At 45.6% G+C, this 16458-nt stretch carries 13 protein-coding genes; 10 read left to right on the top strand and 3 right to left on the bottom strand.

The genetic code is table 11. The annotated features are described in order from the left end of the window. Positions 1 to 46: 46 nt before the first annotated feature. Positions 47 to 262: a hypothetical protein gene (locus ACLIIY_RS22290; protein WP_005439254.1), complete on the bottom strand. Its 216-nt coding sequence runs from the start codon at positions 260 to 262 to the stop codon at positions 47 to 49. A 463-nt stretch (positions 263 to 725) separates the two neighbouring features. On the opposite strand from ACLIIY_RS22290, the gene ACLIIY_RS22285 reads away from it, so the two are divergent. Continuing rightward, entirely contained in the window at positions 726 to 2213 is a 1488-nt protein-coding gene (locus ACLIIY_RS22285; RefSeq protein ID WP_434529513.1) for an EAL domain-containing protein, read from the top strand. Between the two features lie 314 nt (positions 2214 to 2527). Continuing rightward, positions 2528 to 3592, top strand: a complete 1065-nt coding sequence (gene ansB / locus ACLIIY_RS22280) for an L-asparaginase 2 (protein ID WP_408739723.1) — start codon at positions 2528 to 2530, stop codon at positions 3590 to 3592. Positions 3593 to 3709: 117 nt separating this feature from the next. Here the strand turns inward: ansB and ppsR are convergent, their stop codons facing one another. Further along, entirely contained in the window at positions 3710 to 4546 is an 837-nt protein-coding gene (ppsR, locus tag ACLIIY_RS22275) for a posphoenolpyruvate synthetase regulatory kinase/phosphorylase PpsR (RefSeq protein WP_005439262.1), read from the bottom strand. Between the two features lie 349 nt (positions 4547 to 4895). On the opposite strand from ppsR, the gene ppsA reads away from it, so the two are divergent. From ppsA to ACLIIY_RS22235, 8 genes are all read left to right on the top strand, one after another. Next, positions 4896 to 7265 (top strand): phosphoenolpyruvate synthase, encoded by a 2370-nt coding sequence (gene ppsA, locus ACLIIY_RS22270; protein WP_434529423.1) that lies wholly within the window; start codon positions 4896 to 4898, stop codon positions 7263 to 7265. Between the two features lie 183 nt (positions 7266 to 7448). Then, positions 7449 to 8228 (top strand): hypothetical protein, encoded by a 780-nt coding sequence (locus tag ACLIIY_RS22265; protein ID WP_434529422.1) that lies wholly within the window; start codon positions 7449 to 7451, stop codon positions 8226 to 8228. A 117-nt stretch (positions 8229 to 8345) separates the two neighbouring features. Then, on the top strand, positions 8346 to 9167 hold the full coding sequence (locus ACLIIY_RS22260) for a response regulator transcription factor (RefSeq protein WP_434529421.1): 822 nt from the start codon (positions 8346 to 8348) through the stop codon (positions 9165 to 9167). Positions 9168 to 9248: 81 nt separating this feature from the next. Continuing rightward, complete coding sequence (gene tyrS, locus ACLIIY_RS22255; protein WP_434529420.1) at positions 9249 to 10505, top strand: tyrosine--tRNA ligase; 1257 nt, start codon at positions 9249 to 9251, stop codon at positions 10503 to 10505. 165 nt (positions 10506 to 10670) lie between these two features. Further along, entirely contained in the window at positions 10671 to 10967 is a 297-nt protein-coding gene (locus tag ACLIIY_RS22250; protein WP_434529419.1) for a Dabb family protein, read from the top strand. Positions 10968 to 11147: 180 nt separating this feature from the next. After that, entirely contained in the window at positions 11148 to 12053 is a 906-nt protein-coding gene (locus tag ACLIIY_RS22245; RefSeq protein WP_434529418.1) for a LysR family transcriptional regulator, read from the top strand. 117 nt (positions 12054 to 12170) lie between these two features. After that, a complete protein-coding gene (locus ACLIIY_RS22240) occupies positions 12171 to 14000 on the top strand; it encodes a hypothetical protein (RefSeq protein WP_434529417.1) in 1830 nt (609 codons plus the stop codon). Positions 14001 to 14097: 97 nt separating this feature from the next. Further along, on the top strand, positions 14098 to 14889 hold the full coding sequence (locus ACLIIY_RS22235) for a hypothetical protein (protein WP_045483740.1): 792 nt from the start codon (positions 14098 to 14100) through the stop codon (positions 14887 to 14889). Between the two features lie 80 nt (positions 14890 to 14969). On the opposite strand, the gene ACLIIY_RS22230 is transcribed toward ACLIIY_RS22235, so the two are convergent. Continuing rightward, positions 14970 to 16445: a DUF1214 domain-containing protein gene (locus ACLIIY_RS22230; RefSeq protein ID WP_434529416.1), complete on the bottom strand. Its 1476-nt coding sequence runs from the start codon at positions 16443 to 16445 to the stop codon at positions 14970 to 14972. Positions 16446 to 16458: the final 13 nt, after the last annotated feature.

The following is a 16458-nucleotide window of genomic DNA, read 5'->3' as shown; positions in this document are numbered from 1 at the left end:
CTTTATACTTTGTTAAAACAAGTACTGTTCTATGTTTTAACGAGCGTCAGAACGCCAGTTCTTCCAACGGCCTCACCACAGAGCCGTGTTGCTGAGACAGCAAGGAGAACTCAACTTCTTGCCCACATCCACAGTAAAAGTCGTAACCTTCACCGGTTAAAAACGGCGTACTTTTATCGATAAACCAATCTCTAGATTTTTTAGTATGAAGCTCACCACAACTTGGACAAGTCACTTCAATCGAGAAAGTTTTCGCAATCATATCCCTAACCTCTTGTTTATTACATCACGCACAACGAAATCGTTTGCTGCAAATAAATTAAACGAAGTCTTGAAACACTTCGTTAAGATATTGTCAGAGGCAAGGGTGGAAAATGCGTGTTTCAACGACACTTTGAACAAGTTTTTGCAGAATTAGATAACCGACAAACTTTGCTCTATACACCTCTTTAGGATGAATACATTTTGAACGCTTATTTATCACAATTATGTGATAGTAAGACTCATTTTTTATTTTAAAATAGTAACTTATCGTTATTTTATAAGATCATCTTCACAGTTTGCGCTGAACATTTCCTAAATATGAGACGCTTAATATAGTTTTATGTCATTACTTGCTTGCGCTACTGATATCTGTGACCAATAAACTCTTCAAAAACGCCTCCAAAAGATGGACAAACAACATAAAATTGGGTGTGGTCGGTGTTCTTTCTTTCACGTTCACCATGTTGGCTTTCATCCCTCTTGCGAACCAACATCATAAAAAGCTCACCGAACAAGCGGTGGTGTCTATCGAAAATGAGTTTCGAGACAATGTGAATGATCTCACCTACTTGCTTGATGACGCGTTTTTTCTAAAAGCCTGCAATGATTTAATACATGACCTGAGAGCGAGCATCTTCAGCTTGGGAATGGCTAAAGATATCGCGACGTTCGACAGCGATGGTCAAGTGTTGTGTACCAGTAGCGAACGCAGCCCATCTTTTTTTATTTACAAAACCATCCTAAAACGTCTTGGCGATAGTAATGTACACGCCACCCTCTCCTACACCAAAAGCGCATTAACTCCGGACCAAGCACTGATTCTATTTTTCACGAAACAAGAAGGCAGAGGCATCAGTGTGGTTTTTCCTAAGGAGTCATTGGAGACCCTCGTTGCTGACATCTTTCGCTTTGGAGACATGGACTATCGGATTGATGTCATTGGAAGAACAGTAAGAAGCCCGAGCGATAAACAACCTCTGCGCATGGAAGAAGTCGCCTCAGATGTGCTGCCTTTTACGGTTTACTCTTGCATTGGCTTTGCGTTCTATCTGCAGTTTCTGGTGAGCAAGCTTTGGTTAGGATTGCTAGTGATGGCGTTTGCGCTTGTGGTTCGCCTATTCTTCACTTCGAAGAAGTTTGCTAAGAACAGTTTGGAATTCTCTCTTACACAAGCGATCAAAAGTCGAAATTTGAGTGTGCACTATCAGCCAATTGTGGATCAGCGAGATGGGTCAGTGATTGGTGGAGAATCCCTAGTGCGCTGGAACGATCCGGTTCAAGGCTTTATTTCCCCAGGTATCTTTATCCCTCTTGCAGAGAAAGTTGGCTTGATCGACCAGATCACTTATCTCGTTTTAGATAAAGCGATCAATATGATCGCCTCGAACAAGGTAACGTTCCATGATCGTTACATCAGCGTGAATGTCAGTCGCTCTTTGATCTTACGAGAGGATTTCATTAAAGAAGTGGAGTCTCGTTTGAAGTATCGTTACTTCATCAGCGAGCGTTTGGTGTTTGAGATCACCGAAGAGGCTATCTTCAGTGGCGGCGAGCTCGCGGTGCTTCGTAAACATCTCGATCGCTTAGCCGCTCTAGGAATTCGTATTGCGGTTGATGACTTCGGCACAGGTTATTCGGGGCTGGACTTCATCAGCCAGTATCCGTTTGACATCATTAAAATCGACCGTGTGTTCGTCACTAACTTAGGTAACGGGCAAACCATCCAACCTTTGTTAGAAGCCATCCACACGCTTTCCCAAACGCTGAGCATGTCGGTGATTGTAGAAGGCGTAGAAGAGCAGACGCAATTACGTGTTTTGCATGATCTCGGCTTCTACAACATACAAGGCTTTTACTTCTCGAAGCCGATACCTAAACCAGACTTCCTCGAGTATTTGGAATCGAAACAGGCAACGACACTACAAACTCTCACGCCCGCTCTAAACTGAGTTTAAAGTACTCTGGCTCTTGGCTGAGCAATGGATGCTCAGCTAAGTCTTACCTTAAAACCCTCATCAGACGTTGTCTTACTTACAAATCAGTAAATTACAATTAACCAATTGTTAAACACACTGCCGAAAGATCTCACTTGTTAATGAAGCACGTCGATTAAGTTAAACGCTTGATTTAATGTTCTTTAACTGATTAGTTGATCACGATTTTCATCTGTAAATTGGTGAACTTGTGCTCAAAAAATCTACTGCACTGTTTTTAGGATAGATGTCGCTTCCCCCAACATCTAACCCAAAAACAGGTGAATCCTATGACTAAAAAGTTTCTCCGCCTAAGTACGATCACGCTCGGTTTGTGCATGAGTTCTTTGTCCTTCGCCAATGCCGACCTTCCAAACATTAAGATCTTAGCAACCGGCGGTACCATCGCTGGCGCTGGTCAATCAGCAACGGAATCCAATTACACCGCAGGTAAAGTCGGAGTAGATTCGCTGATCAATGCCGTTCCTAGCATGACTAAGATTGCCGATATTTCTGGCGAGCAAGTGGTCAGCATCGGCTCTCAAGACATGAACGATGAAGTCTGGTTGAAGTTAGCCAAACGCGTAAACGAATTACTCGCTCAAGATGATGTTGACGGTATTGTGATTACTCACGGTACCGACACGCTCGAAGAGACCGCCTACTTCCTTGATTTAACGGTGAAGAGCGACAAGCCTGTTGTCATTGTGGGTGCAATGCGCCCTTCTACTGCAATGAGTGCAGACGGCCCAGTCAACCTCTACAACGCAGTGGTGACGGCAACGGATGAAGACTCTCAAGGTCGAGGTGTTTTGGTTGCGATGAATGACACCATCTTCGATGCACGTGACGTAACCAAAACTAACACAACGTCAGTCAGCACCTTCCAATCACCGAACTTTGGCCCGCTCGGTTACATTCACAACAGCGATGCGAAGTATCAACGTAGCCCAGAACGTAAGCACACCACTGAAACAACCTTCGATGTTTCCAAACTCGATAAGCTGCCACAAGTTGGTATCGTTTATAACTATGCCAATGCGTCGAGCTTACCTGTAAAAGCGTTCGTCGATGCGAAATTTGACGGCATCGTCAGTGCGGGGGTCGGCAATGGTAACTTGTACCACACCGTCTTTGATGAGTTAGAAAAGGCGAGTAAAGATGGCATCATGGTTGTTCGCAGCTCTCGCACGCCAACCGGCTCTACTACCCTAGATGCTGAAATTGACGACGATAAATACGGTTTCGTGGCATCTGGTACGTTGAACCCACAGAAAGCTCGTATTTTGTTGATGCTATCGCTAACACAGACCAAAAATTACCAAGACATCCAGAAGATGTTCCAACATTACTAATCGGACGGTTCGCGAACTTTCCGATGAGTTAAAGCTAACCGCTAATTAAAAAAGAGGAGGCTCAGATGCCTCCTCTTTTGTGATTTATCGTTGGTAACTTAGCTAAACAAGGGCAACTTAGCCAAACAAGCGACGCTTCATCCCTGCTCTTTCAAGAATGCGCGTGGTGATTTCTTCCACCGACAGCGATGACGTGTTGATGTAAGGAATGGCTTCTCTTCTAAACAGTGCTTCTACCGTATCAAGCTCCAACTTACATTGCTCTGTGCTGGCGTATTCGCTGCCTGATAAGCGGTTCTCGCGGATTTCATTCAACCGTTCTGGGTTGATGGTTAAACCAAACAGTTTATGGCGATGGATTTCAAACTCCGGCAATAAACGCATCATCTTGACGTCTTCGGCGATAAACGGGTAGTTCACCACACGCAAACCAAATTGCATCGCCATATATAGGCTGGTTGGGGTTTTGCCACTGCGAGAAACACCAAGAAGGATAATATCGGCCTCATCCAAGCCTTTAAGTGTGATGCCGTCATCATGAGCAAGCGTGTATTCAATCGCTGCGATACGGTCGAAATAGGTGTCCGAATCTTTGCTTACGCTACGTGAGCGCTGCATCTTCGGTTGTGGTTCCATTTGAATGTCGTCTTGCACCTTCTGCACAATGCTTTCTAACACGTCATAGCTATGAGCAGGCGCTTTTAGCAGCATTTCACGAATTTCTGGCACAACAATCGAGAAGAAAACCAAAGGCTTAATCCCATCACGCTGGTAGGAAATCTCGATTTCTTTGATGACATCGGCGACTTTGTCTTCACTTTCAACAAAAGGAAAGGTTTTTTCATTAGGAATGAAGGAAAACTGACCCAGAACAACATGCCCTAACGTCTCACATGTTATGGCCGTTCCGTCAGAAACATAGAATACATCACGACTTTGGCTATTTATTTGCATTTTAGTTTAATTTTTAAAATTCATTTGAGTAGGATGGTTTACATAATATTAATAAATGAGTTTGGCTTGCAATTGCGTGCCCCACAGCTTTGAAAATTCTTCGGAGTTTTTTTAAGCCAAGACGTAATCGTTTGCCTTTCATATCAACCACGAAAAGTGTTGAACTATGTTTGCGTCGGAAAATTCGTTTAAGCCCCAGTTGGGAAGTTGTAGTTAACGCCCCTTACCTACAATGGCTGCTTGTCAGCTCGATACTGCGTCTTCAATGACATTGACCTGCAAGGATGCTCAACCGCTGTTCGAGGTTGGTATAAATCCCTACAAAGCTGCAATGTTTCTGGAGAAAGACATGCAAAAGAACACCCTCTGGTTCAATGGACTATCCATGGATGATGTCGACAAAGTCGGCGGTAAAAATGCTTCACTTGGCGAAATGGTTTCTAACCTAGCCAATGTTGGTGTATCAGTACCAAACGGTTTTGCGACAACCTCGTATGCGTTTAACCAATTCCTTGACCACGAAGGTTTGGATGAGCGTATTCACCAACTACTTGATGAACTGGACGTTGAGGATGTAGAAGCCCTGCGCAAGACAGGTGCCACCATTCGTCAATGGGTATTAGAAGCCCCGTTCCCTGCGGAACTTGAACAAGACATCCGCGATAACTACAAAGAACTGACAGACAATCATCCTGAGATTTCTGTTGCCGTTCGTTCTTCTGCAACTGCAGAGGATCTACCGGATGCGTCATTTGCTGGTCAGCAAGAGACGTTCCTAAACGTAAAAGGCATTGATGCAGTATTAGAAGCAACCAAGCACGTTTACGCTTCTTTGTTCAATGACCGTGCAATTTCATACCGTGTACACCAAGGGTTTAACCACCGTGGCATTTCGCTATCGGCAGGTATTCAACGCATGGTGCGCTCGGATAAAGCCTCTTCTGGCGTTATGTTCACCCTAGATACGGAATCTGGCTTCGACCAAGTCGTATTCATCACCTCTTCTTGGGGCTTGGGTGAAATGGTGGTTCAGGGTGCGGTTAACCCTGATGAATTCTACGTTCACAAGCCAATGCTAGAAGCGGGTCAACACCCAATTGTTAAAAAAACCTTTGGCTCTAAGCAGATCAAAATGATCTACTCAGACCGTCAAGAGATCGGTAAGCAAGTTGAGATCATCGATACGTCAGTAGAAGAACGCAACGCCTTCTCTCTGAATGATGAAGAGATCAAAGAGCTAGCAAAACAAGCGATGATCATCGAGAAGCACTACAAACGTCCTATGGATATTGAGTGGGCAAAAGATGGCATCGACGGCAAGCTTTACATCGTACAGGCACGCCCAGAGACCGTATGTTCTCAAAGCGAGCAAAACGTGATTGAGCGTTACGAGCTAAGCAACAAAGCAGACGTTTTGGTTGAAGGTCGTGCAATTGGTCAGCGTATCGGTAAAGGCCCAGTGCGCTTAGTCGACTCTCTAGATCAAATGTCATTGGTGCAAGATGGTGATGTGCTAGTGACAGACATGACTGACCCAGATTGGGAACCAGTGATGAAGAAGGCGTCCGCGATTGTCACGAACCGTGGCGGCCGTACTTGTCACGCAGCGATCATCGCACGTGAGCTTGGTATTCCTGCAATCGTTGGTTGTGGTGATGCCACCAGCAAGCTAACCGATGGCGAGACAGTGACTGTGTCTTGTGCAGAAGGTGAAACGGGTTACGTTTACCAAGGCGAGCTGGATTTCGAAATCAAACGCTCTGCGGTCGATGAGCTTCCGCTGCTTCCAACCAAAGTCATGATGAACGTGGGTAACCCAGACCGTGCATTCGACTTCGCTCAAATTCCAAACGAAGGTGTGGGTCTTGCGCGTCTTGAATTCATCATCAACAAGATGATTGGTATTCACCCGAAAGCGTTGCTGAACTTTGATGCGCAAAGCGATGAGCTAAAAACTGAAATCACTGAGCGTATTCGTGGCTACAAAGATCCAATCGATTTCTACGTTAGTAAGCTAACCGAAGGCATTGCGACTATCGCATCTGCATTCTGGCCAAAACGCGTGATCGTTCGTATGTCTGATTTCAAATCGAACGAGTACAGCAACTTAGTGGGCGGTAAAGGTTACGAACCACATGAAGAGAACCCAATGCTGGGCTTCCGTGGTGCGTCTCGCTACATTTCTCCAGTGTTTGAAGACTGTTTCGAGCTAGAAACTCAAGCAATCAAACGCGTTCGTAACGAGATGGGTCTGAAGAACGTTGAAATCATGATCCCATTCGTACGTACACCAAGCGAAGCGGCATCGGTTATCGACCTACTGGCTAAGTTCGACCTACGCCGCGGCGACCAAGGTTTAAAAGTCATCATGATGTGTGAGCTACCGTCAAACGCAGTGCTTGCTGAAGAGTTCTTGAAGTACTTCGATGGTTTCTCTATCGGCTCAAACGACATGACTCAGCTTACGCTTGGTCTTGACCGTGACTCTGGTGACGTTGCACACCTATTCGATGAGCGCAACCCAGCAGTGAAAGCCATGCTGCAAATGGCCATTGATGCAGCAACCAAAGCAGGCAAATACGTCGGTATCTGTGGCCAAGGCCCATCAGATCACGATGACCTAGCGGAATGGTTGATGGAACAAGGCATCAGCTCTGTGTCATTGAACCCAGATACGGTTATCGATACTTGGTTGAAGCTGGGTAAAGTGAGCAAGTAACACGCTCCTTTCCAACTCGCAATTCAAAGCCCTCAAGCCTCGGTTTGAGGGCTTTTTCTTTGCCTATCATGTCAAAGCTCTGTGAGTTCGTGACGATAATCCCAACCTAAACGGCGTGCTAATTTTCCCTCTGTGATTTTTCACCTAGAATGAAAGAATCTGATTTCATAAAAGAATGGACCTATGAAAAAGCAACTTGCACTTGTTACCGCTTTAACGCTACTCGCCTCTCCGGCTTACGCAGATTGGGACGACATTTCTAACAGTCTCTCAGACCTTGGTGACGCCGTCTCTGATACTGCAAAAGACACTTGGGATGACACCAAGGCGTTCTCTAAACAAGCTTGGCAAGATTTCACTAACTGGTCTGAAGATGCGATCAACACCGCGGGTGAATGGACTGATGCCAGCATTGAGACCAGTAAAAAGTGGATCGACGATGCCGATAAGAAAATCGATGAATTGATGGAAGGTGATACGCCAGAAGAAGCGCGCCAAGCGATTGATTTAATGGCGGATAGCACCCTGCTAAAACTCTTCAATGAGAAACCAGAAGCGAAAGATCTTTATGATAAAGCTTACGGTTATGCGGTGTTTGATTCACGCAAACTGTCGCTGATGTTCCATACCAACTCCGGCTCTGGTGTTGCAGTCAACAAATCGACGGATAAGCGCACTTACATGAATATGTTTGGTGCGGGTGTTGCCCTTGGTGTTGGTGGTAAGTTCTACCAACAAGTCGTGCTATTTGAGGAAGAAAAAGACTTCAACACCTTTGTCGAAGAAGGTTGGGAAGCATCGAGCGAGGCCTCTTTAGTTGCTGGTGAGGATGGCGAAGAGATGACAGCGCAATTCAACAGCGGTGTGGCCGTGTATCAGCTAAACACCACTGGCTTGTTGGTTGATGCGAACGTTTCTGGCTCGAAATACTGGGTCAACAAAGAGCTGACCGATTCGCAGTAATCGCTTAGTGACAAGGATTTATTGATGGGGAGCACAACGCTCCCCTTTTTGATCACTTTGGGATAACCGTCTGTTGCGTTATGCTTATCTCAACCTTTATCTCACGCTCGAATCTCCATGCCTAACGACGCATTCAACACTCAACTTGCAGAGACAATTTCTGCCCTTAACTCACCAAGCTTTACGCCTAAACTGATGCGCGTTATTGCTTCGTTATTGAGTTTTGATTGTGCGGTGATCCTCGGTTACCGCGAAGGCAAACACCCTATCTATCTTTATGATTCGATTGAGAATGAGCGCGAGCTTTTGTTTCAGCGTTACCTCACCACCTCTTTTCAAAACGACCCGTTTTACCAGAAGCTTAACGCCAACAAAGAGCAAGGCATCTTTACGCTCAAAGATGTCGTAGACAAAGACGTCGCGCGTAACGATCTCGATTACCAAGCCTACTGTGAGCAGTTTTACCATCAAACGGGTTGGAAGGATGAACTCAGCATGCTGATTGAAATCGAGCCGACACGTTGGGTGATGCTCTACTTCGGTTTTATGCAAGACGATAAACGCTTCACCAAGGCTCAAGTCACCAAGCTCAAATCTTACTTCGCGATTATCCAGTCTCTGTGCCAACAGCACTGGAAACAAACCGAGTTTACACTCGCCGAGCCAGTATTCAGCCCTAACGTTTATTCAGGACAAATGCGTGCCGCGATTGAATCCGCATTGGCATCGTTTGGCCAAACCGTCCTCACTAATCGAGAACAAGAAATCGCGGCATTGATCGCGCAAGGCAATGACAGCAAAGAGATAGCAACGCAGCTAGATGTTGCAGAAGGCACAGTTAAGAATCACCGTAAACGCATCTACGCACAGTTAAATGTCGCGTCGTTAAGCGAGTTCTTTCAGTTGTTTCTCAATCACCTGATCACTCAATCAAGATAACAAACTGTCCCTTTAGGGATATATCTCGATTCCGCATCGCCTTTTAATCTGAATACAACCAAACCAGATAAAGATAAGACGATGACACTGATTGAAGATTTACAAGCTCGCGGTTTGATTGCCCAAGCGAGCGATTTAGACCAAGTTCAACAACTGCTATCTGAGCCACAAACCTTGTACTGTGGTTTCGATCCAACCGCAGGTAGCTTGCACATTGGCCACCTTGTACCACTGATTATGCTCAAACGCTTTCAAGATGCAGGACACCAAGCCATCGCTCTGATTGGTGGTGCGACCGGTATGATTGGTGACCCGAGCTTTAAAGCCACAGAGCGAAGCTTAAACTCAGAAGAGACCGTAACGGGTTGGGTACAAGATCTGTCGAATCAAATTCAACAGTTGATGAATAACCAAGTCAGCAAGCCAATGATCATGGTAAACAATGCGGATTGGGTGAAGCTGATTAACGTGATCGACTTCTTCCGCGACGTAGGTAAGCATTTCTCCGTAAATACCATGATCAGCCGAGAGTCGGTGAAGCAACGCTTACAACGTCCAGACCAAGGCATCTCATTCACCGAGTTTAGTTACGCGCTACTGCAATCTTACGACTTCGCAGAATTAAACCGTCAGTACGGCTGTCGCCTACAAATTGGTGGTAATGACCAATGGGGCAACATTGTTAGCGGCATTGACCTTACTCGCCGTCAAAATGGTGAACAAGTATTTGGTTTAACCCTACCTTTGATCACCAAATCTGACGGCACTAAATTTGGTAAAACCGAAGGCGGCGCTGTGTGGTTAGATCCAAGTAAGACCTCACCTTACGCTTTCTACCAATTCTGGTTGTCTGCGGAAGATGCCGATGTTTACCACTTCCTGCGCTACTACACCTTCTTGAGTTGCGATGAGATTGCTGCGATTGAAGCACAAGACAAAGAGAGCAAAGGCAAACCACAAGCACAGCGTATCCTAGCAGAGCAAATGACGCGTTTTGTCCACGGTGAAGAAGGCTTAGCAAGTGCAGAGCGAATCACTCAAGCGCTATTTAGCGGCAATGTGCAGCAGCTAAGTTTGAGCGAACTAAAACAGTTGGAACTCGATGGCTTACCGAGCATGCAAAGTGCTGAGCAAGACTTGGTAGAACTACTGGTTGAATCGGGCTTAGCCAACTCAAAGCGCATTGCTCGTGAGCTGATTGGCAACAACGCCATCAGTGTGAACGGCGAGAAAGTTGATGCAGAAAACCCAAGTTTGAACTTCCCGTTGTTCGATCAATACTGGTTGCTTCAGCGCGGTAAAAAGCACTTCTACTTGGTGAAACGCATCGAAGGTTAACGGTTCCCATCTAACGACCTCCGACCTAGATAAACCAACTAAAAACGCGAGCCAAAGTGTTCGCGTTTTTGTTTCCCTATTTTGTGAAGCCAAAAGCTAACTTTAGAGTGGATGCCCGTTATAGTGTTGTTCTTCAAACACAATAAAATATAACACCACAAAACCATGATCAGACACATTCTACTCATCAAATTTAAAGCATCTGCCACCAGCGACAAAATCCAACAACTTCGAGAGCTATTCGAAGCCATGCCAACGAAAGTGGAAGGTGTAACCGACGTTGAATGGGGCTTAAACAACAGCCCAGAAGGAAAGAACAAAGACTACACACACGCCGTGATGATGACGTTTGCCGATGAAGCGAGTCGTCAGAACTACCTACCTCATCCAGAACACGATGCATTGAAAGAGGTATTTAGACCACTACTTGAAGACATCATCGTGTTTGATTACGAAATCTAATTGATGTGTTCAGCCAATCGATTCAAGCCACAACTCGCGAGCCAAAGGTCCTACCTTTTGTTGCAGCTTTGACTCTCAGTACTAAATTAAGGATATTGAAGTAAGCGACATCAACGACAAAGGGCGTGAATATTGAAAGATTTATACTCCAACTTAGACTTAAATCTTCTGAGAACTTTTTTGGTCATCTATCAGGAGCAAAATCTTCAAAAAGCGTCCAATCGATTGTTCGTCACCGCGCCCGCACTCAGTAAATCCTTAACTAAGTTGAGAAACCATTTCGATGATCCGCTGTTTGTCAAAGTGCCAACGGGGTTATCAGCGACTCACTTTGCAACTGAACTTTACGGTGTCATTGAGCCAACGTTCGATAAGCTCTCGAAAAAGCTGAACTCCCTCAACCAATTCGATCCTGCAGAGCTTGAAGGTAAAATCACCGTCGCGATTTCCCCGATATTATTGCAAGCTCTAGGCAAAGATCTATTCAGTGAAATTAGCCGACAAGCGCCCAACGTGGAACTTCACTTGCCTTGCTGGAACAATAACTCACTCGACGATCTTGCCAATGGAACCTGTAAAGTCGGCATTAACTACGAGTTACCTTTCTCGCGCAAAGACATTCTTAGCGAAGTGGTGGGGCAAGACTTGTTTGGCATCTACGTTCGCAAAGACCATCCTCTGGCAGCAAAAACCATTTCGTTGGCCGACACCATTTCTTACCCTCTGGCGCTTTTGCTCGTCACGGATTGGAACATCGATGAACCATACGCGATTAAAGTGCTTCGAGAATACTATCCTGATGTTCCGCCAAAGATTGCGTTTCGCTCCGAATTACCATCCCCTATTCTGGAAATATTGGCAGAGACAGACCTGCTGTTTCCCTATACCGCCTTTTTCCACATTGAGCGTTATCCCAATCTCACCGCTTTGGATATCAAGAAAGATCAGTTGGACAAACTGCTTAAGCGGATTCATGTCTATTACCCCAACAAGGATCGATTCGACCCTGTTCAGCAATGGCTAATGGCAATTATTTCTAACTTATTGAATCAATTACCTCAGGCACACAACCCTATTAACTCTTAGTTAATACCCATTTTCCTTCTGCTCAATATTCGTCCAGATGTATTAAAAGTAAGATTTTCTCATCGGTCGGGCATGCATCGCTCTGCCTTTCTTCCAAGCGATTATGAGAAATCACCAATGAGAAAATCACTTCTAGCTACCATCGTTTTTAGTTCTCTTTCTGTTAATGCTTACGCTGTGCAAGTCGACACTCGTGAAGCTAATCGTCAAACCTCAATCTTAATTGATCAACAACTTTCCGCATCACAGGCGATGTATGTCGCTAGCTTGAATGCACGTAATCAACAAATGGAATTGAGTGAGTTTGCAACGGAAGACGCTACCGATGAAAGCAGTTGGGACAGCGCAGGTGCGATTGCTGGCGGCCTTCTTGTTGGTGCGGTAGGCAGTATCAGTACGGGTAGTTCAAGTTCCGATCCGGCTTCACCAATGAAGCCAATCTCAGTGACACCAAACAACCCAATCGAGACAGAGATTGGCAACCCGAATATGGAATACGACTACGCATGGCATGACCAAACGCTGATCATCACTGAGAAAGGCACAGATGTTTGGGTAGCGACAGGTACCCTCGAGAAGACGAATACTGGTGTTGAGCTTGTTATCAAGCACAGCACAGGCGAAGTGGTTCGTATCCCGCTAGAGAACGGCAAACCTGTAATCAAACCGGGCACGCCATCTAACCCAATCGAAGGCGAAGTTAGTAACCCGAACATGGAATACAACTACGCATGGCACGACCAAACTCTTGTCATTACTGAAAAAGGCACTGATGTTTGGGTAGCGACAGGCACGCTTGAGAAGACTAACTCTGGCGTCGAGCTTGTTATCAAACACAACACAGGTGAAGTGGTTCGCATCCCACTAGAGAACGGCAAACCTGTTATCAAGCCGGGCACACCATCTAACCCGATTGAAGATGAAGTTGGTAATCCGAACATGGAATACGACTACGCATGGAATGACCAAACGCTGATCATCACTGAGAAAGGCACTGATGTTTGGGTAGCGACAGGAACAATCGAAGAAACAACCGCTGGCTTTGAATTAGTAATCAAACACAACACAGGCGAAGTGGTTCGTATCCCGCTAGAGAACGGCAAACCTGTAATCAAACCGGGCACGCCATCTAACCCAATCGAAGGCGAAGTTGGTAACCCGAACATGGAATACAACTACGCTTGGCACGACCAAACGCTGATCATCACTGAAAAAGGCACTGATGTTTGGGTAGCAACAGGTACGCTTGAGAAGACGAATACTGGCGTCGAGCTTGTTATCAAGCACAGCACTGGCGAAGTGGTTCGTATCCCGCTAGAGAACGGCAAACCAGTAATCAAACCGGGCACACCATCTAACCCGATTGAAGGCGAAGTTGGTAATCCAAACATGGAATACGACTACGCGTGGAATGACCAAACTCTTGTCATCACTGAGAAAGGCACCGATGTTTGGGTAGCGACAGGAACAATCGAAGAAACAACCGTTGGCTTTGAATTAGTCATCAAACACAGCACGGGCGAAGTGGTTCGCATCCCGCTAGAGAACGGCAAGCCTGTTATCAAGCCGGGGACGCCATCTAACCCAATCGAAGGTGAAGTTGGTAATCCAAACATGGAATACGACTACGCTTGGCACGACCAAACGCTGATCATCACTGAAAAAGGCAACGATAACTGGGTAGCAACTGGCACTATTGAACCAAACAATACTGACTCCGGCTTTGACCTTGTTATTAAACACAACACTGGTGAAGAGGTTCGTATTCCACTTGAAAATGGCAAGCCTGTGTTCAAACCAGCTGGAAACAATGAGTTTGACGCTTACCAAATCACTGAGAAGGTAAACGCTTCAGACTTCGATATTCAAAACGTTAAAGATCGCTTTAATGCTTTGTCTGCGGAGCAACGCAAGAAAATCCGTCAATTTGTAAATACTAGAAAATAACGTCAGTCGGTAATTCAAGCCCCCTTCCCTTGGGGGCTTTTTTATCTTAATTCTGTCCCGCATTCACAGCATGGAAGCCCATTAAAGAGAGCCGCTCGTGAGATTTCCGATTACAACCTTTATCGTTTCTTTGCTACTTCTGCCATTTCAAACCAACGCAAGTACCGAACCTGAGCATGTCCACACAAAACTCCAAGAACTAGAATCACCGGAAGAATCCCAGCAAGATTGGGGAACCTTGCTTGTTGAAACGTTCGATGTTTCAGTCAGTAAGAGTGATTTTCTTGGCGACTATTCGAACGACTATGTGTTCACCCTAAATGGTTCTTATAACTTGAACGATAAGTGGCGATTATTTGGTTCGGTAGACAGCGACAAATTTGGTGACATTGGGCTTGGTTACTCTTTCCTACTCTTCGACCAAATTTACAATGAAGTAAGCGCTTCTGTTGGTGGAAACACAGATAAAACGGGCGTTTATACCACAGGGTTGTTTTCAGCCGCGCAATTAGGTGACGCGATAGTGTTCACCAATTTCGATGTTCAATACATCGATAGCCGATTTGAGGGAGAAGGTTGGGATATTCGTGATGAATCGTTCAATCTGAACAAGTTAGTTGGGGTGCTTTACCCTGTGAATGATGTATTAGAGCTGTCTGCCTCGTACGGACACGACAGTAATCTTTACGGAAAAGCGCAGCTCAATCTTGATGAATTGCCATGCTCTAGGCCGATTTGCACCAACCGAAACACAACCGATGCCGACAGCTATATTAATCTCGGCTTTACGTTGAATCTTTGGGGAGTAAAACCGTATTTATCTCATCGATTTGACCTCAATGATTCAAACCGAAACTACTGGGATTTCAGTTTGTCATTTGATTACTAATTCAAATTAGCAGCACAACATCAAACGCAACGAGTCTTTAAAAAGCCACCACGACAGTTTTATCATGGTGGCTTTTGGGGTTACTTCACGTGTTTAAAGTTTGGCAGAATCGTTTCTGGCTTCTGCTCAACAAACGCCTTGCTTGGTGAGTAAGCGCGGAAATACACAAACCAGTTTTCATCTGGTCGAGTTTGTACCCAGTTTGCTTCATTCACACCTTCTGGCTTGGTTGGTGAAAAGTGGAACGTGTAGTTCCCGTCTGCGTCTTTCACTGTGCCCGGAACGTTTGAGCCCACATCGGCACGTTGAATGTCGTTATCGATGATGGCGCGGTTTTCCACGTTGTACACCGTGATGGTCCAGAACAAATCGGCGTAGTTCACATCGCCATCTAAAGTTAGCGTGTAGTGATTGCTACCATTTAGGCCATAGCCTTCGCCGTCACGATAGTTATCAAGGTATATCTGACCCCAGCCACCGTTTTCAAAACCATGCATCGCAATATCGTTCGTCACTGCTTCATAAAACCATGCTGCGCGACCATCGAGATCCATGCCATAAGCGCGATCTTGATTTGGTGTTGATGCTGTTGCAACTTCCCAACGGTTCCCTTCAGGCCCATATTCCGATTGATGTAAACGACCCGTTTTGTTGAAGTCGATATTCTTAGTCATGGCCTCACCAAGTACTACCGCTTCTTTCACGATCTTCACTTGCTCGGCATTTGGCTCGAAAGGTTTACCCTTCTCAATACCCAATGGACGCAACATGTCATGCATCATGCGATCGCGCTCTGCAACAGGTTCTGTTTGAATGGCTTCGTTGAGCACTTGCCAAAACTCCATACCACGTGGGTGTTTCGCATCGAGACCTTTTTTCGGGAAGTTAACACCTCGATCGCTGAGTGGTTTGCCATCCAGATGCGTGATTGACATCGACTCCAAGTCCGTCATGCGCTGTTTTTCTGTTTTCGCCATTAAGCGCACACCAAAGAAGACATAGTTGGTATCAGATTCAAGCACCACCGCATCTTTTGGTAGGTTCTTTGGTGTTTCGCTGCCCTTAGCTTTTATCACGTATGTGCCTGGTTTGGTCATTTGTGCAATGCCAATCTGCCACATGGTATGCACCGCACCACGCAGTTCATCGGTCGGGATGTTCACTACAACGGGCTCTTTCTCTACGTTAAACCATGTAATCGCGTAAGGCGTTGAGGTGTTGTAAGTTAAACCGCCCAATTTAGACTGGTGGGATGCCACATAAGTAATTTGGCCATCTTCTGAGCCCATTTTTTCATACGCCGCCTTCCACGCGTAGTTAGACGTCAGCGGAATAGACCAAATGTAAGCTTGTGTCGCGCGCTGAAAATCCATCAGATTAAACAGTTTCTTTGAGCTTTCCTCTGTTGGAATGCCGTTGAGCACGCTGGTTTCAAAAGCAAAATCACCAGAGCGGGTGTGCATGTTCTCAATCTTGATGTTGTTGTCTGCGTATGCGCTACTGGTTAAAGCGGCAAATATCAAACCAGAGATAAGGGTTTTCGTTACTTTTTTCATGTCTATTCTCTAC

This window comes from Vibrio sp. K4, assembly GCF_051122595.1.
GTDB lineage: Bacteria > Pseudomonadota > Gammaproteobacteria > Enterobacterales > Vibrionaceae > Vibrio > Vibrio owensii.
This window is presented reverse-complemented; position numbering and strand designations above follow the sequence as displayed.